16 protein-coding genes are annotated in these 16279 nt (G+C 43.7%); 5 read left to right on the plus strand and 11 right to left on the minus strand.

Annotated features, from left to right (window positions below; all coding sequences use genetic code 11):
• Window positions 1-80 precede the first annotated feature (80 nt).
• The 7 genes from ACIZ62_RS15255 to ACIZ62_RS15285 all read right to left on the minus strand — a co-directional run bounded on the left by ACIZ62_RS15255 (window position 81) and on the right by ACIZ62_RS15285 (window position 7087).
• Entirely contained in the window at window positions 81-875 is a 795-nt protein-coding gene (locus ACIZ62_RS15255; RefSeq protein ID WP_111889114.1) for an amino acid ABC transporter ATP-binding protein, read from the minus strand.
• Window positions 876-884: 9 nt separating this feature from the next.
• Window positions 885-1547, minus strand: a complete 663-nt coding sequence (locus ACIZ62_RS15260; protein WP_414150529.1) for an amino acid ABC transporter permease — start codon at window positions 1545-1547, stop codon at window positions 885-887.
• A gap of 97 nt (window positions 1548-1644) precedes the next feature.
• Window positions 1645-2448, minus strand: a complete 804-nt coding sequence (locus tag ACIZ62_RS15265; protein ID WP_111889112.1) for an amino acid ABC transporter substrate-binding protein — start codon at window positions 2446-2448, stop codon at window positions 1645-1647.
• A gap of 247 nt (window positions 2449-2695) precedes the next feature.
• The gene (gene dhaL, locus ACIZ62_RS15270; protein ID WP_111889111.1) at window positions 2696-3337 is read right to left on the minus strand and encodes a dihydroxyacetone kinase subunit DhaL; all 642 of its coding nucleotides are present in this window, start codon (window positions 3335-3337) and stop codon (window positions 2696-2698) included.
• Between the two features lie 87 nt (window positions 3338-3424).
• Window positions 3425-4432 (minus strand): dihydroxyacetone kinase subunit DhaK, encoded by a 1008-nt coding sequence (locus tag ACIZ62_RS15275; RefSeq protein WP_111889110.1) that lies wholly within the window; start codon window positions 4430-4432, stop codon window positions 3425-3427.
• Between the two features lie 152 nt (window positions 4433-4584).
• Window positions 4585-4983 (minus strand): dihydroxyacetone kinase phosphoryl donor subunit DhaM, encoded by a 399-nt coding sequence (dhaM, locus tag ACIZ62_RS15280; protein ID WP_414150530.1) that lies wholly within the window; start codon window positions 4981-4983, stop codon window positions 4585-4587.
• Window positions 4984-5062: 79 nt separating this feature from the next.
• Window positions 5063-7087: a sigma 54-interacting transcriptional regulator gene (locus ACIZ62_RS15285; protein WP_414150531.1), complete on the minus strand. Its 2025-nt coding sequence runs from the start codon at window positions 7085-7087 to the stop codon at window positions 5063-5065.
• A 211-nt stretch (window positions 7088-7298) separates the two neighbouring features.
• Between ACIZ62_RS15285 and ACIZ62_RS15290 the strand changes: the two genes are divergently transcribed.
• The gene (locus ACIZ62_RS15290; protein ID WP_111889107.1) at window positions 7299-7748 is read left to right on the plus strand and encodes an RpiB/LacA/LacB family sugar-phosphate isomerase; all 450 of its coding nucleotides are present in this window, start codon (window positions 7299-7301) and stop codon (window positions 7746-7748) included.
• Window positions 7749-7755: 7 nt separating this feature from the next.
• Window positions 7756-8529, plus strand: a complete 774-nt coding sequence (locus ACIZ62_RS15295) for a triose-phosphate isomerase (protein WP_414150532.1) — start codon at window positions 7756-7758, stop codon at window positions 8527-8529.
• A gap of 77 nt (window positions 8530-8606) precedes the next feature.
• Here the strand turns inward: ACIZ62_RS15295 and ACIZ62_RS15300 are convergent, their stop codons facing one another.
• Entirely contained in the window at window positions 8607-10136 is a 1530-nt protein-coding gene (locus tag ACIZ62_RS15300) for a cellulase family glycosylhydrolase (protein ID WP_414150533.1), read from the minus strand.
• Window positions 10137-10197: 61 nt separating this feature from the next.
• Window positions 10198-11175: a YbgA family protein gene (locus ACIZ62_RS15305; RefSeq protein ID WP_414150534.1), complete on the minus strand. Its 978-nt coding sequence runs from the start codon at window positions 11173-11175 to the stop codon at window positions 10198-10200.
• A 370-nt stretch (window positions 11176-11545) separates the two neighbouring features.
• Here ACIZ62_RS15305 and ACIZ62_RS15310 point away from each other — a divergent pair, with 370 nt between their 5' ends.
• Window positions 11546-12025, plus strand: a complete 480-nt coding sequence (locus ACIZ62_RS15310; protein ID WP_111889100.1) for a DUF7000 family protein — start codon at window positions 11546-11548, stop codon at window positions 12023-12025.
• 78 nt (window positions 12026-12103) lie between these two features.
• Here the strand turns inward: ACIZ62_RS15310 and ACIZ62_RS15315 are convergent, their stop codons facing one another.
• Entirely contained in the window at window positions 12104-12973 is an 870-nt protein-coding gene (locus tag ACIZ62_RS15315) for a PhzF family phenazine biosynthesis protein (protein ID WP_414150535.1), read from the minus strand.
• 57 nt (window positions 12974-13030) lie between these two features.
• The gene (locus ACIZ62_RS15320) at window positions 13031-13984 is read right to left on the minus strand and encodes a sugar-binding transcriptional regulator (RefSeq protein ID WP_414150536.1); all 954 of its coding nucleotides are present in this window, start codon (window positions 13982-13984) and stop codon (window positions 13031-13033) included.
• A 215-nt stretch (window positions 13985-14199) separates the two neighbouring features.
• Between ACIZ62_RS15320 and ACIZ62_RS15325 the strand changes: the two genes are divergently transcribed.
• A complete protein-coding gene (locus tag ACIZ62_RS15325) occupies window positions 14200-15033 on the plus strand; it encodes a phosphotransferase (RefSeq protein ID WP_414150537.1) in 834 nt (277 codons plus the stop codon).
• The gene (locus ACIZ62_RS15330) at window positions 15026-16267 is read left to right on the plus strand and encodes a class II aldolase/adducin family protein (RefSeq protein ID WP_414150538.1); all 1242 of its coding nucleotides are present in this window, start codon (window positions 15026-15028) and stop codon (window positions 16265-16267) included. Before ACIZ62_RS15325 ends, ACIZ62_RS15330 begins: the two co-directional genes overlap by 8 nt.
• The last annotated feature ends 12 nt before the right edge of the window (window positions 16268-16279 follow it).

The raw sequence follows: 16279 nt of genomic DNA on the forward strand, positions 1-16279 counted from the left end.
TATCTTAAAAGCCTTCCCAGATCATCTGGGAAGGCTTTCTTTATCTTTGATAAATTATTCTTTCGCCCTGCGGTTTTTACTCAGCAATACTTTTTTAGCCGGTATTTTTTAGGAACCTTCTTTTTCTGATCTCTCAAAACGCTACTTAAAAATTCTTGCGTTCTTTTTTCTTTAGGGTGGATGAAGATGTCTTCCGGCGAGCCTTCTTCAAGGATCGTTCCCGAGTCCATAAAGACAACCTTGTTGGCAACTTCCCGGGCAAAACTCATCTCGTGGGTTACCACCACCATGGTCATGTGCTCATTGGCTAGGCTTTGCATGACACTCAGCACCTCACCAGTCAGTTCCGGATCGAGCGCTGATGTGGGCTCATCAAAGAGCAAAATATCGGGATTCATCATTAGCGCCCGGGCAATGGCCACCCGTTGCTTTTCGCCCCCGGACAAAGTCGATGGCATGGCATCAATCCGTTCCAGCAAGCCGACCTTATTTAGATAAGCTTCACAGCGCTGGTTCATTGCTACTGCTTCTTCTTTTTTGACCACCTTGGGCGCCAACTCCAGATTTTGACGAACGGTGAGATGAGGAAACAGATTAAAATGCTGAAAAACCATTCCCATTTTCATGATAATCGCCCGAATCTCTGGGGGGCTGGGGTAAACGCCATCCTTTAACAACGGTTTACCTTCCATAATGATATCACCGCTGTCAGCCTTTTCTAAATCGATCAGGCACCGGAGCAGGGTCGATTTCCCCGATCCCGATGATCCGATGATGGCCATCACATCGCCCTTCTTCACTTCAAACGAGATATCTTTTAAGACATGATTGTCTCCAAAACTTTTATTAAGTTGATTGACTTTTATAATTTCCATATGCTTCCTCTAAAACTCATATTTGGTTTCAAGCCGTTTAAATACCAATGTAATCACAAAATTAATCAACAGGTATAAAACCGCTGCTACAAAAAAGGCAAAGGTATCGCTGTCGCGATTAACGGCCGTTTTGGCATAATGCAAAATCTCCGCCACCCCGATAACGGTGACCAGCGCCGTATCTTTTACCAGGGTTATGGTTTCATTACTAACCGCTGGCAAACAGACCCGAATCATCTGGGGAATCACCACCCGGATCATGGTTTCTATTTTTGTGAGGCCTAAGACTTTGGCCGCTTCATACTGACCTTTGTCAATAGCCAGTAAACCACCCCGGAATATTTCGGCAAAATAAGCCGCATAATTCATGCAAAAGGCAATACAAGCTGCCATAAAGCGACCAAAAACAAGATGCTTCCCCACCACCGGTAGTAGCGGCAGACCAAAATAAACAAACATGATTTGTAGCAACAAAGGGGTTCCGCGGACCACATAAATATAACCCTTCGCAAATGACTTAACCAATTTCACCTTGCTGCGTGCCATTAAGGTAAACAAAAAACCCAGTGGGATCGAACAGACAATGGTGACAGCAAAAACACTGAGGGTAATCACCATCCCCTGCAACATCGGTATGGTAATATTTGATAAATAGATAAAAAATTCTGACATTTTAATCTCCTGAGGAATGAAATGATATTAATCGTAAAAGTCATAAAAAAATCGGATAGAAACTATCCGATTTCTAGAAACTGGTTGTTTTCTTAAGTTATGGTTTGTAAATGATGTCTTCACCAAACCATTTCGTTGAGATGGTAGCTGCCGTTCCGTCGGCAACCATCGCATCCATGGCATCCTGGATCTGGGTCAATAATTCGGTATTGCCTTTTTTGATCCCAACACCATATAGTTCTGGCGATAAGCTTTCGCTTAAAATAACAAATTCCGCACTTTCAGAGGTAATGTAGTAGCGGGCCACAATCGAGTCAACAATGACTGCATCCACACGGCCGATTGACAAATCGCTGAGGGCGGATACATTTTCAGGATATTCATTTAAGGCTGCGGCCTCCTTGCTGATTGGGTCAGCAGTGAAAGCATCATAGGCTGAAGAACCTTTTTGGACGCCGATGTTTTTTCCAGCCAGATCAGCTTTGGTCTTAATTGCCGAGTCTTTTTTCACCACAATAACCTGATCGTTTTCCAGGTAGGGGACGGTAAAGTCCATGGCATTTTTTCGTTCATCGGTTATGGTTAAACCGTTCCAGATCACATCGATATTACCGGAATCCAGTTCCAGCTCTTTTGTGTCCCAGTTAATCGGTTGAAGTTCTACTTCCATTCCCATCCGTTTTCCAACTTCTTTGGCTAAATCCACATCAAAACCAACAATTTCGTTCTTATCATCTCTAAAACCCATTGGTGGAAAGGAATCATCCAAACCAACAACAAAGGTTTTATCGTCATTATTGGCGTTGGTTTCTGTTTTTGCAGTGTTACTGCTGCATCCTGCGAATAAACCAGCGACCAGAACAACAACAAGCATCAGACCAAATATACTTCTTTTTTTCATTCCTTTTTGTCCTCTTTTCCTAATATAATCTGAGCCTATTATACACTTTATCACTGTGCATTGCTAGTCCTTTGCATCATTTTATACCAAAATTTATGCTCTCCCGTCTGTCACGACGACTTTATTCCAACCCTTATATCGCCTAAAAAAAGTCCGCACCTTCAAGCTATAACTACCGGAAACCCCGGTGTGACATGCTCGCTGTCATGTGCGGACATCATTTTGTCGCTTTATCGCAATTCTTTAGTTACGGCATCCGTTTATAGAAAATCTCAAGAATAGCGGCACTGGAGGCTGATCCTGGATCACGATGACCGATAGCCCGTTCGCCTAAACGCATCGCCCGACCTTTTTTGGCAATGATCGGGATCGTTGAATCGGAGCCGGCAGAACCCACTTCCAGGGCTTTTTTCATGGCATCTTTAGGTGCCATTTTTTCTTCAACGTACGCGACCCTTAGTGCATTTACCGCTGGCCTCAAGGTGTCAACCATGGTTTTGTCGCCAACGACTGCTTTTCCCCGTTTTTCGATAATGGCAACCCCAGCCTCCATCATTTCGATGAATTCGTCAAAGTTCACTTCTTCTTTGCCCTTGGCCGGCACGCCAAATTTTGAAAAAAAGCCACCATAAAGCGGACCCGATGCTCCACCAACCTTATCCAACAAGGCCGTCCCCACATTTTTGAAAAGCGTGTTGATGTCTTCGCCTTTCCAGGAGTCCAAATTTTTACTGACTTCCCGAAAACCGATACTCATATTCATACCATGGTCGCCGTCGCCGATGGCTGAATCTAACTCCGAAAAATAATCCTTCTTTTCTTCCGCCAAAACAATGAGGTCATCGATCACCTCAATAAAATAGTCTTTATTTAAAATATAATCGCTCATAACGTTTCTCCTGACAATGAATTAAAGGGCTGATGGTTTCCCATCAACCCGATTAGTTTTTGCTATCTTTGTTATTTTCTTTGGTAACTAAAACTGTTTAAAATAAGGGGTATCACAGGGATAATCGAGGAGCTCTTTCATTTCGTCGTCCAATTTTACCAGGGTCACCGACATACCCGCCATATCCATCGATGAGGCAAAGGAACCAATTAGTGATTTATAAACCGTAATGCCTTTTTCTGCCAAAATCTCGGCAACCCGACGGAAACAGATATGTAAATCCATCAGTGGTGTCGCACCCAGGCTGTTGACCAGAACATAAACTTCATCACCGCTTTCGTAGGGAAGATCCGCAAGAATCGGTGCCATGATCTGGTCGATGACCTTGTCCGCAGGCTCAATTTTGCCACGTCGTACCCCTGGTTCGCCATGAATACCCATACCGATTTCCATATCGCCATCTTCCATTTCAAAAATAGGACCGCCTTTTGACGGCAGCGTCGCTGAGGACATGGCCACACCCATGGTCCGGGTGACATCGTTGCATTTTTTTGCCGCTGCCACAACTGCATCCAAATCGCCGCCCATTTCAGCTTTTGCTCCGGCAGCTTTAAAAACGAAGAAATCTCCAGCGATCCCGCGACGATCTTCAATATTTTCAGAAGAAATGACATCATCGGTAACAAGCACGGTTTCGACTCGGATGCTGTCTTCTTCGTCAGCTTTCTCAGCACCCATATCAAAATTCATCACATCGCCGGCATAGTTTCCATAAAGATAGATGCAACCTTTGCCAGTATCCACTGCTTTTACCGAAGCATAACAGGGGTCAGGGGATGGTGAGGTATTAATATTTCCTATAACTGCCGCATCTGCAAATCCTTTTCCCACATATCCCAGGAATAAGGGTTCATGTCCAGATCCGCCGCCGATGATCACCCCAACCTTGTCTTTTTGTTTCGCTGTTTTGCTGACAACTACCCGACCCTGGGCTTCAGATGCCGGATCCAGAACCACATGATCTTTGTGGGCAGCCACATAGCCTTCCAACATTTCTTCAACTACATCATAGGGATCATTGATTAATCGTTTCATTTCTTCCTCCTGAAATTATTTTTGTATACGTTTACCTAACGCAAGAACCATGCCAGAGTGAAATCCACTCATAAAGCCAATTACAAATTACTTTTTCTATATAATGGGTATCTTTTCCCCGTTTGGGGAAAATTTCCCAAACAATAGACCTGTTAATGAACCTTTTTCAGGCTTGCACCTTCTTTGGCGGTAGCAATAATTTTTTCCAGATCATTGCAAATGGTGGCCTGAATCACCCCACCGATAACCCCTTCAACCAACGGCGCATCGACAATGTGCACCTTTTTCTCAAGTTCTCCATCCTCCAATAATTCAATGGCGGTTTCACTACAGATCACGGCCGATCCCAAATCCACAAAAATCAGGATCTGGTCCCGTTTGGCCAGGGTTTCGATGGCATTTTTTATTTTTGTTGTATTGGTACCAATCCGACCATCGTCAGCTCCACCGGCAGCTATTACTTCGACACTGCCATCGTTCATTTCCATAACGATGTCTCTTAGTCCCTCGGCCAACTTCTCACTGTGCGATACGATAATTACACCTGTCATTCGCTTCCTCCCACTCTTTTCTGTGTTACCTGATCTTATATGATCGCAATATTCGTGCCAACTGTCAAGACGCTAAAGACTAATCGAGTTGATATTTCCGGACTTTGGCTGAAATGGTCTTATGATCCAGTCCCAATGCCAAACCAGCCTGACGATAACTGCCGTGTTTCTCCAGGGCTCTGGCAATCAACTCCCGCTCCATCTCGGCAAATGTGGGGAGATTATCCCCATCCCATGATTGTATGGTTTTTAGTGCCGCCACCGAACCCATTTCATCGCATAAATAACCCGGCAAATCATCCAGGGTAATCCAATCCGTATTTGACAGGGTCATTCCACCCTCTATCATATTTTCTAATTCCCGAACATTTCCCGGAAAATGATACTGTTCCAAAGCGCTTAAAGCCGTTTTGGTAATGGCACAATTAGGCAAATCATATTTTTTACTGATTTTTTCGGTAAAGCATTCCACCAGCAAAGGAATATCGCCTTTACGCTGGCGTAGTGGCGGCAGCATCACGGTAATGACATTTAGCCGGTAATAAAGATCCCGCCGGAAACTGCCCTCTTTCATCATCTCTTCTAATGGACTGTTGGTCGCGGCAATCACCCGCACATCAATTTTTATCGGATGGGCCCCACCGATACGTTCAATCTCCTGTTCCTGGAGCACCCGCAGCAGTTTGGCCTGCATCGCTTTGTCCATGTCGCCGATTTCATCAAGAAAAATAGTTCCGCCGCTGGCAATTTCAAATTTCCCTCTTTTTTCCTTGTAAGCACCGGTAAAGGCTCCTTTTTCATAACCAAAGAGTTCACTTTCCAGTAAGTTTGAGGGGATAGCAGCGCAATTCATCCCCACAAAGGGCTTTTTGCTTCGAGACCCCGCCCGGTGAATAGCCCGGGCCACCAGTTCTTTGCCGGTGCCGCTTTCCCCTCGAATCAGTACCGCTGCATCGGTTCTAGCCGCCTTAGATGCCACCGTCAAGCTTTCAATCAAGGCCCCACTTTTGCCAATAATATTGTTAAAAGAAGAATTCAATGCTTCTTTTTTGGCCAGTTCATCCTGAAGAAATCGGGTTTTTTCAGAGAGTAGCTCAATTCGGTCAGCCAGCTTGGCAATCTCAGTCAGCTCTCTGGCCACAATCACATTGCCACGAAACTTGTTCTCAATAATAATTGGCCGGGCGGTCATAATAAATTCGCGGTTGTCTTTATTGGTGATAATCAGCTCGCCCTTCCCTGAAAAAAAAGTCTCGCCGAATTTTTCTTTGGGAAACAGATCCTGTATTTTCCGGGATAAAACCTGGGTTCCTTCTTTTCTAAACATCTTCACAAAGGGATGATTGACATAAGTCACTTCGCGAAGATGATTAATCATGCAGATCCCATCATCCACGGTTTCAAGGATATTATTGAGCTTTTCTTTTAATTCTTTAACAGAATGAAGCTCCCAGGATAACTCTTCAATCTGGGAGATGTCCTGAAAAACGACAACGCCACCCATGACCTCGTCATCCACAATAATAGGACTCTTATTTGTGATTACCCACTTTTTACCAATTTTATGTTTTAAACCAAGATTTTCTCTTTTTGAAGCGAGTAAATTGTTCAAATTAAAATCTGGCACCCATTCATCGGCCTTTTTCCCAATAATATCCGCGGCTTTGATGCCAGTAATTTCTTCTGCTGCGCGGTTGAAGATGTTAATGATCCCGTTGCTGTCCATGGCGATAAGACCATTATTAATGCTCTCAAAAATCTTCTCACTGGCCAGGGTATTCTCCTGCAGGATGCTGTCAATGGCTTCCGTATCCGGCACTTCCAACTCCGCCGTCTGGCTTAAAAAAGACCCCAGTTTAAAAACAGCCTCCTCACTTCCCGAACTCGAACTATAAACTTCAACCATTTCACCGTTCTTTACTTTCAGGGATACCAAAGGCAATACCGAATTACATGGCACGCCATCAATCGCATTAACCCGTCTCAGATATAACTGACAGTCCCAGATCTTTTCGATTTTTTGAGACTGTCTGGCGACCATGGCAGCCACTCGAGTATGAAGACCATTTTTATTCTTGATAATAATTCTTTGCGCTTTTTCCATAACCTCTCCTCATTGTGTTTATCTCTCATGGCAACATCTCTCCAAACTATTTTTACTTAATTTCTTCGTGGAGCGGATGAATATATACTTTACAAACCCGAAAACCTGTGTAATAATGATACCGTATACATTACCAGAATACCTTAAAAAAACTTATTTTTACACAATTAAAAATAAATATCCAAAATTAAATATCCAGGAGGATCATGCCATGAAAATTGCTGTTGACTGTGACGATGCTGCCATTGACTTTAAAGACGAGATTTATAATTATTTAAAGAAAGCCGGTTACGACATCACTGATTTGACGTATTCTGCAACCCACGATTGCGATTATCCGGAAATTGCCTTTAACCTGGCCGAAACAATTAAAAACAAGGAATATGACCGGGGTTTTATCTTTTGCGGCACCGGACTTGGCGTTGCCATGATGGCCAATAAGGTACCCGGAGTTTTTGCCGGTACCTGCCACGATGTTTATTCAGCCGAACGACTGGCTAAAAGCAACGATGCCAACGTGTTAACGATGGGGGCCCGGGTAATTGGCACCGAGCTGGCTAAAATGGTAGCCGAGGCATGGCTTAAAAGTGATTTTCAGGGCGGCGGATCGACTAAAAAAGTTGAAACGATGCGTAGCCTTGAAAAAACTTATCTGAAGTAGGTCACTTATGAATAAGTTTTTGTTGGGAACGAATTGGAAGATGAACAAAACCCTGACTGAAAGCATTCAATACACCAATGATCTAATGCCAATCATTGAGAAGTATCCACAGTTTGAGTTTTTTATCATCCCTTCCTATACCCACCTCTGGAAAATTAAAGAGACTATTGATGCCCAAAAAAGCCCCCTGAAGCTGGGCGCCCAAAACATGCATCAAGAAGACTTTGGCCAATTCACGGGCGAGATTTCCCCGGTGATGCTAAAAGAAATCGGTTTGGATGTGATTGAGCTGGGTCATAGTGAACGGCGACAATATTTCAACGAAACCGATGAAGCCGTCAACCAGAAAGCCCTGGCCGCATTAAAACACGGCTTCATCCCACTGATTTGCATTGGCGAACAGCTGGCAGATAAAAACTATGGGGTATCTAAGGAAATGCTGGCTAAACAATTAAAAATCGCCTTAAAGGATATGCCCGCTAATGCTATTTCTAATTTCTGGATTGCTTATGAACCGGTCTGGGCCATTGGTGTCAATGGGATCCCGGCGGAAACGTCCTATGTTGAAGAAATCCATAATTTCTTAAGAACCGTTCTGATTGACCTGTACGGCACCATCGGTCAAGAGATTCCGCTTCTATTTGGCGGTAGCGTCAATAAAAACAATGCCAGCGACTATGCCCGTCTTGAAAATGTCGATGGCTTATTCATTGGCCGCAGCGCCTGGGAGCCAGATCTATTTGAAGAGCTTATGGTTTTGGTTGGCAACGTGGTAAAATAATCACATCTGAATAACCGGAAGCTTAGGAGAGACCTCACGAGAGTGAGCTCTCTCTTTTTTGATTCCGTTAACTGCTTTTATTGCGTTTTTCCGAGCATTTTTACCAGCCATTGTCCTGAGATCGAAAGTTCAGATTCCAGCCAACTGCCAGTTTTATTGATATCGCTGCGGATCAGTGCCGAGGTTTCGTTTTTATTAGATAAATTCCAGGCGATATGACTAACACCATACTGGTTTAATCGATCCATCCACAGATTGGCTTCACCTTCGTTGATTGGGCCACTTCCCGAGGAATCACAAATACCGTATTCGCTGACAAAGATGGGGAGTCCCTTGTCAATAGCGGCACTCATCTTATTGCGAAGACTGTCCCGATGGGTGTCTGCATAAAAATGGAGGGCGTACATCAGATTGGAATAGCCCAAAATAGGATTGCCAGCAGCCTGATCCACATCCTGGGACCAGGTTGGCGTACCGACAATCACAATTGCATCCTGATTATGCGACTTGATCACCGGAATCACCGTTTCAGCATAACCTTTAATCTGATTCCATGTAGTTCCGCCATTTGGTTCATTGCAGATTTCATAGATTACGTTATTATGATTTTCAAACTGCGCTGCCATCTCGTTAAAAAAAGTGATCGCCTCAGCCTGATGGGTTAGCGGATTTCCGTCACTGAGAATATGCCAATCGATGATTACGTATAAGCCTAAATCCGTCGCCAGATTAACGCCATTGATCACCCGTTCTTTTAGCAGCGCCCGATTATTGTCATCCCCCACACAATAGCCATTGTAGCCTTCGGTATACATGGCCAGTCGAACTGCATTAATGCCCCAATCGTCGCGCATGGTTTGGAAGGCATCGGCATTAACATATTCCGGAAACCAGGAAAGACCATGGGTTGAAACCCCTTTTATCTGAAAAGGAAGACCGCTTTCGTCGGTGAGCTGTGTTCCGACCACTGATAATTTGCCATGCTCATCAACTGGTGTTCCGGTCGACGCACCTTCACGTTCAATTTTAATGCGAATCGATTCCAACCGTTTTGACTGACCCGTGACCCCGGCAATTTCGCCATCTTTTTTCCAACCTTGGGACCACCCATAATCCTGTCCGTGAACACTGTAACTGACCGTATAACTGGGTAATTGCTTACCATCTTCGCCCACCAGGATAATTTGAATGGCTTCAACCCGTTGGCCTTTTCCCTGTGATCCAGCAAAGCCGCCGTCTCCAATCCAATTGATAGCGGTGTCTAAACCGGTGTCTGAAAGCCAGCCCTGGTTTTGCACATGGACATTGTATCGAATACTGGCACCGGCGGGCAATTGATCGGTTCCGACCAGCTTGATCCAAAACCCTTCAATCCGTTTGCCTTCACCGGTGGTCCCCAGATTTTTTGCTTCACTCACCCAGCTTCCGTCCGTGGGATAGTCCCCATAATCTTCTACATGCCCACGATAAGCCACCCCAAGCGCTGATGCCTCATCTGAACCAGCACCAAAAACAGAGGCCGGCATTAAAATGGCGATCAATGCAAAAATCAGACTAACTAAAAATATCTTTCTCATGGTTTTACCTTGTTTTTCGCTTATCATCATTTTTTTCTCCTTTTTTACGCGTCCTTCCATGACGCGGGGACGTTTCATATCGTCCGGCTGGTCAAGGGCCTACCAGGTCCTCCATTTTTCCAGAATCAGTGATATCCATCAGTTCTTCCGGAAAGGGCGCCCAAATGGTCTGATCCAGCAGATAACCGTCATTATAGCGAATTACATAAGTTTTAAGCACATTAAGGGGAACACTTAAAGGAATTTTACCGCTACGGTATTTGTCAAAACTGTCCAGAATAAAGGTCTTTTCGCCGCTTGAAAGGGAGTCCGAAAAATAGCCAAAGATGTGCATCATCACATTGATGTAATTCCGATACCGGGGAATCCTAAAAAAGGCTCTGGCTAAGCCCTCTTTATAACTGCCAATCACCAGATTCGTCGCTAATTTTTCGTGGTTTGCCACAATCCGCCCTAACACTTTTTGCTCTTTTTGACTATAAGCCATCAGTAAATATTTATTATTGGCCTGAAATTCAACCAAAGCCGCCATGGTTCCGATTTTTTGCACCTGACGAAAGCTGCACATGGTATACAATTTCGTCAGAAAATGCTCCCGTATTCTGAAATTTGTCAAGCGCCCCTCTTCTTCAATGGCCCCATGAGGATAGTGTTTAAAGGCCTGGGCCGCAAAGATGCCCTGTCCTTTAACCGAACCGGCGACCTTGGTTTTGCCCAGATAGACCTTAACATCCTTGGTACCACAGGAAGGCGATCGCCCTTTTAAGATAAAACCATCCACTTCCGGAATCTTATCAAAGCAAGCCGCACAGAAATCAATCATCTCCTGGGTATATTCGGTATCGGTAGCGGGCTGATATAAAACCGTCTCGCCCTCTTCTAACACCAGCCGAATCGGATTTCGGGGAACCCCCAAGCCAATTTCCACCTCTGCACAGACCGGGTAATACTCCACATAGTCTTTGAGTTTTTCAACAAACTTATCCGGAAGAGTCTGCCCGTTATAACGACAGGCATCAAAACCGATACATTTACTGACAATCACCCGGGGCTTTAAATTTTTATCCATTTCGGCCTCCTCATTTTATTGATCATACATTGTTACTACCCCGTTGTGACGACGTTCAATCATAATACCGCGGTTTACTGTGTGCTTTCCCAGGCAATGCCTTGATTTCTTCTCATCATTACTCAACTTTAATGTTGAAATTCTATCATTTAATGAAGTATAATAGTTTAAAACTAATCATGCAAAGTTTAAAAACACCTTGTTGCTCCCGATTGGAATCAGGTCAAACGTGAATCGACTGATCACAATGCGACATTGGATTATTCAGGGCCGTAATTAAGAACATTTTAATCTTTTTATAAACTGGGGATCGATCCCACTGATCCCTTAATCAACCTAATTCACTATCGAATAATTGGAGGTATTGGTGATGAAATTTAATAGAAATTACCTCAGTGAGTATAAAGAACTTATCAAAACCACTGATTTACAAAAAGGATATCAGGAATTTATAAAGCTTTTTCGATTTTTGCGCACTGAGCTTAAGAAAGCCCTACCGGAGTATGATTTTTCCGGTCATATTGTTGAAAATAATATGGATTTTGCCTATTTTCAGCTTAGCGATGACGAATTGAGAGCGAGCGGTTTGAAAATTCAGGTCATTTTCATTCACAAGGATTTTCGCTTTGAGGTGTGGGTATCAGGCTATAACCGTAAAATACAATGTGCGTATTACGAAAAACTAAGAGCCAAGACAATACCTTACGCACTAAATAATAATCCTAACCAAGTAGACTACATTATCAAAACACCGCTAAATGAAAACCTTGATTTAGGTAATGGTTTTGGTGTACTTGAAGAAATAAAAGCAGGTGTTTTAGAATGCGTTAAGTATATAAAAACCGTATAACTACGGGTTATCTATGTGCTATCAATACAACCGTCTCCACATGCCATGAACAAATAAAAGATACCCTTAGTTATGTTTTTATATCTCAACTTCTGATAAAGTTAAATTTTTTGCACTCCCGCCCACCTTAACTTCGAGAATTTCCTTATTCTTAACGGTTAACGAGACCAGTATTTCAGATGGTTTTTTCATCGAATATCCTTGCTCAAACACAATGTTCGATGCCTGCTCGTTGTTTATTTTTCCATAATGATACAGGTAGCACCCAAGTGCACCATTTGAGGTTCCGGTTGCTGATTCTTCTGGAATATCATAAAGCGGAGCAAAGTTTCTGCAACTGGCGTAAGCGCCATATAAGGTTTCCATAGTAAAAACATGATACCCAACGGCATTGTATTTTTGGCTAATTGCCTTAATTTTTTCCATATCCGGTTTTATCGCATCTAAAATCTTAAGACTTTTTACGGGGACCATAATATCCCGAAGTCCTGTTGATACGACTTGGGCTGACAAATCCTCTGGCATTTGTGAAGCAAAAATATTCAACGAATCAGCAAGTTCATCTTTCTCAATAATCTCAGAAAACACGGGAATCGGCTGATTCATCATAACAGTTTTATCTTCTTTAATTTCGATGCCCAGGATTCCGGCTTTGGTCTCCTGTTTATACCTGCCTGGTTTTAACAATCCCAGACTTGCCATGGTATAGAAGGTGGCAATCGTTGCATGACCGCATAAATCAACCTCTTCATTTGGCGTAAAAAATCGCACTTTAAAGTCTGCTACGTCTGATCCCAATATAAAAGCGGTTTCGCTAAATCCCAGCATTGCAGCAATTTTTCTCATTTCCTTTTCCGATAACGTTTCGGCATTTTTCACAACACCGGCTGCATTGCCACCTTCTTTTGTTTTAGCAAAGGCATTTATTTTATAGACGGCTACTTTCATAATCAATTCTCCTTAGTTATCTTAAGTCCATTATGTGACTATATCATCATCTCAGTCTTAATGCAATTTCTGAATGAGCGCTTGGGCCGTCGCCTCATCGGTGATCAGAACCTTGATATAATGCTGTCTGGCGGCACTGATAATCGGATCTAGCTTCTCCTTGCCATGGGCAATGCAGATGACATTCTTGGTTTGTTCCAGTACTGATAAATCCATGCTTGTCATAAAATAATCCTCCGGTAATTGGAGTGATTCATGGTTTTCGTACATGACATGTCCTAAAAGATTGGCGTGAGATCTAAATAAAGCCTGAGTAATGTCAAATTTTTTTCGGAACAATGAAAATTCGTCAAAATATGGATAACTAATATTCATCGGGCCGGCAATCGATAAAACAACCGTATCCAGTTTTTCATAAGCCTGTTTCAGTTCGTCAAAGCGTTTCAAATCGTATGATGACATCATACTTCGCTTTTGACAAATGGTAAAGGTGTTGTAATGACAGCTGCCACCAAACTGCCTGGCGAAGTTATCCAAAATGACGCTGGGCTGTAAATAGGGATTATTGGTGCCGGATGATCCCACCACCGAGAAAAAATTAAGCGGTTTATCCACCCGTTTTTTTGTCAGTTGAGCCGCCACATGGTACAGCGTTTTGCCTAAGCCAATGCCGATATTTTTACACTCCGGCAGGATCTCTTCAAGTTGACGCGCCGCAAAAAAGTATAACGCCTCGGATTGATCCGGCTGTTTCGATAACGAAGGTGCTACAAAAACATCCTTTAGCCCTAACATTTCGCGGATCTGGCTGCCTAATCCATCAGCCGTACAGCTTTCCGGGGTGCTGACCCGAATTTTAACATATCCCAGCTCGCGTGCCAGTTTAAGGATACGTGAAATTTGAGAACGGTGAATGTTTTCTTTTTGCGCTATTTCCTGTTGACTCAAGCCATCAAGATAATAGTATTTTGCGATACGCAAAATGAGCAACTGATCATCGTTTAGTTTCATTTGTTACCTCTTCCTCTTATTCAATATCCGTGCTGCGTTGTTCCTATAATATCGCCTCACCTGTAATTTGTCAAGAATTCACATTTGTGCTTCTTGTTCCACCTTCATTGACATTCCTTATTCTAGAAAGATATAATGAGAATTAATAAAACACTTCAGCATTCACATTTGTGATATTTAAGGTGTTTTATAATCCTTTAAAGGAGAGCGAAGCTATGCGTGTTGCCAACTATCCCCCAGAGCGACTTGATTCCCCCTTGTTCACCAGCCGATCTTCTGAGATCTATGCCTGGGAAGGTTCCCGGTTATTAAAGCTTTTTAACCCCGAAGTCGATCCATTCCTCATTGAAAACGAAAAAATAAATACCATCGAAGCCTATGAAAAAGGTGTCACCAAGGTAAAATGTTATGGGTTGATTCAAATAAAAAACCGAACCGGGATGATCATTGAAAGTGTTCGTGGTCAACCCTTAATTAGCCTCGCGGGATCCTATCCCACCACTGCTTTTGGAGTCCCTAAACTGATGGTAAAATTGCAGACTCAATTGCACAATACCCAAACCAATATTATCCGTAGTTACAATGAGATGGTTATCACCACCCTCGATTCCCAACCCCTTTCTTTCTTAACCGAAACGGAAAAAGACAACATCTTAGTAAAGCTTTCGAAACTCCCTGATGGAAATGCCATCTTGCATCTTGATTATCATCCGGACAATATTATGTCAGATCGTCAGTCTGCAACGATCATCGACTGGATGACCGCTGCTCGTGGCGTCCCGGCGGCAGATGTAGCGGCTACCCTCTATCTCTTAAACGAAGGTGAAATGATTCCTGGTCTTAACAAGGCGGTGGCAATGGCTCTGGAAACGGTCCGAAAACTTCTTTGTAAACGATATCTAAGCGAATATCAAAAAATAACCGGAATGACCGATGCAGAAATTGCGCCCTGGCGACTACCGTTTTTAATTGTGCGGCTTGGGGTTTGGAACATCGACAGTGAGGTGCTGATCCTGCAAGAGAAAATAAGAGCGGCTCTCAATGAGTAACGAAAAAAATGCCCGAAAGGCTCTTAATCTCTGCCTCAGCCAATTAAAATCAGCCAACATTGAGCTAAGCAACGCCTTTCTGGCCCTGCGACTTTCAGACGATACCTTTTTGGCGACGGTACCCGTTACTCATTCACATGATTGCGACGATCACCATTTCAGCCTAATCAATCAGGAAGAATTACGCACCGCTAATCAACTGGCTTATTCAATTTTTCTTGCCGACCGCAAAAAAAACGCCGTTATTCTAACCCATTCACGATTTTGTTCACTGGCGGCCAAAATGGGGCAGGATATTCCTGCTGCTCTGGATGATATGGCTCAAATTATTGGTCTGACTATGAAAACTTGTGCCTTAGATGAATATAAAAAAATAAACCGTATTTTAAAGAAAAATCGCTGTTGTCTGATAAAAAGCAATGATCCCGACGAGCAGGGTGCTATCGCCGTGGGGAAAAATCTTAATGAAGCCTTGATCGTCACCTTATTGATGGAAAAAGCGGCTCAGGTTCATTTGCAGGCCATTATGTTAGGTGGTGCCAAAACATTAAAACCGCTTGAGGCGCAGATCATGCATCTGGGCTATGCGCTCTCCTATTCAAAAATTTCGGGATCGCTTTCTCATCAGACGCCTTCTGATCTTTCGCGAAGCCTATCAAATCATGAGCTGACCCTGCGCAATCAACTGGTTGATCTGGGACAGTCGCTTTCCCGGGAAAACCTGGTTCAGGGCACCTGGGGTAATATCTCCATTCGACTGGATCAACAGTACATGCTGTGCACACCCTCCGGGATGGACTATTTAACGCTCACACCTTATGACATGGTACGGGTTGAAATGAACACCTTAAAATACGAAGGAAAGCTCAAACCGACCGGTGAAAAGGCCCTTCATGCGGCCCTTTATGCCAGCCATCCGGATGTCCACTGCGTCATCCACACCCATCCCGTTTATGGCAGCGTTTTTGCCGCCGCCCACCAAAAAATAGTGCCCCCCAACCCGGAACTGACCGAATGCCTGGGCGGCGATGTGGAACTAGCCGAATATGCCTTCCCCACTTCCAAACAACTGTCGGTAAATGTTGTCAAGGCGATCAAAGACAACCGGGCCTGTATGATGGAAAATCATGGCATGGTGGTTTGCGGTGCCACCCCTGACGAAGCCCACGCACGGTGCCGGGCCGCCGAAAAAAGTGCCCGGTTAATTCTGGAAGCGCTCTACCAAAGCAGATGATCGCTACCACAA

This window comes from Acetobacterium carbinolicum (assembly GCF_047456275.1).
GTDB classification, from domain to species: domain Bacteria; phylum Bacillota; class Clostridia; order Eubacteriales; family Eubacteriaceae; genus Acetobacterium; species Acetobacterium carbinolicum.

Excerpts from the sequence above, each read along its gene's own strand:
- ACIZ62_RS15255 (WP_111889114.1), bottom strand. The coding sequence starts at position 875 with ATGGAAATTATAAAAGTCAATCAACTTAATAAAAGTTTTGGAGACAAT.
- ACIZ62_RS15260 (WP_414150529.1), bottom strand. The coding sequence starts at position 1,547 with ATGTCAGAATTTTTTATCTATTTATCAAATATTACCATACCGATGTTG.
- ACIZ62_RS15265 (WP_111889112.1), bottom strand. The coding sequence starts at position 2,448 with ATGAAAAAAAGAAGTATATTTGGTCTGATGCTTGTTGTTGTTCTGGTC.
- dhaL (WP_111889111.1), bottom strand. The coding sequence starts at position 3,337 with ATGAGCGATTATATTTTAAATAAAGACTATTTTATTGAGGTGATCGAT.
- ACIZ62_RS15275 (WP_111889110.1), bottom strand. The coding sequence starts at position 4,432 with ATGAAACGATTAATCAATGATCCCTATGATGTAGTTGAAGAAATGTTG.
- dhaM (WP_414150530.1), bottom strand. The coding sequence starts at position 4,983 with ATGACAGGTGTAATTATCGTATCGCACAGTGAGAAGTTGGCCGAGGGA.
- ACIZ62_RS15285 (WP_414150531.1), bottom strand. The coding sequence starts at position 7,087 with ATGGAAAAAGCGCAAAGAATTATTATCAAGAATAAAAATGGTCTTCAT.
- ACIZ62_RS15290 (WP_111889107.1), top strand. The coding sequence starts at position 7,299 with ATGAAAATTGCTGTTGACTGTGACGATGCTGCCATTGACTTTAAAGAC.
- ACIZ62_RS15295 (WP_414150532.1), top strand. The coding sequence starts at position 7,756 with ATGAATAAGTTTTTGTTGGGAACGAATTGGAAGATGAACAAAACCCTG.
- ACIZ62_RS15300 (WP_414150533.1), bottom strand. The coding sequence starts at position 10,136 with ATGATGATAAGCGAAAAACAAGGTAAAACCATGAGAAAGATATTTTTA.
- ACIZ62_RS15305 (WP_414150534.1), bottom strand. The coding sequence starts at position 11,175 with ATGGATAAAAATTTAAAGCCCCGGGTGATTGTCAGTAAATGTATCGGT.
- ACIZ62_RS15310 (WP_111889100.1), top strand. The coding sequence starts at position 11,546 with ATGAAATTTAATAGAAATTACCTCAGTGAGTATAAAGAACTTATCAAA.
- ACIZ62_RS15315 (WP_414150535.1), bottom strand. The coding sequence starts at position 12,973 with ATGAAAGTAGCCGTCTATAAAATAAATGCCTTTGCTAAAACAAAAGAA.
- ACIZ62_RS15320 (WP_414150536.1), bottom strand. The coding sequence starts at position 13,984 with ATGAAACTAAACGATGATCAGTTGCTCATTTTGCGTATCGCAAAATAC.
- ACIZ62_RS15325 (WP_414150537.1), top strand. The coding sequence starts at position 14,200 with ATGCGTGTTGCCAACTATCCCCCAGAGCGACTTGATTCCCCCTTGTTC.
- ACIZ62_RS15330 (WP_414150538.1), top strand. The coding sequence starts at position 15,026 with ATGAGTAACGAAAAAAATGCCCGAAAGGCTCTTAATCTCTGCCTCAGC.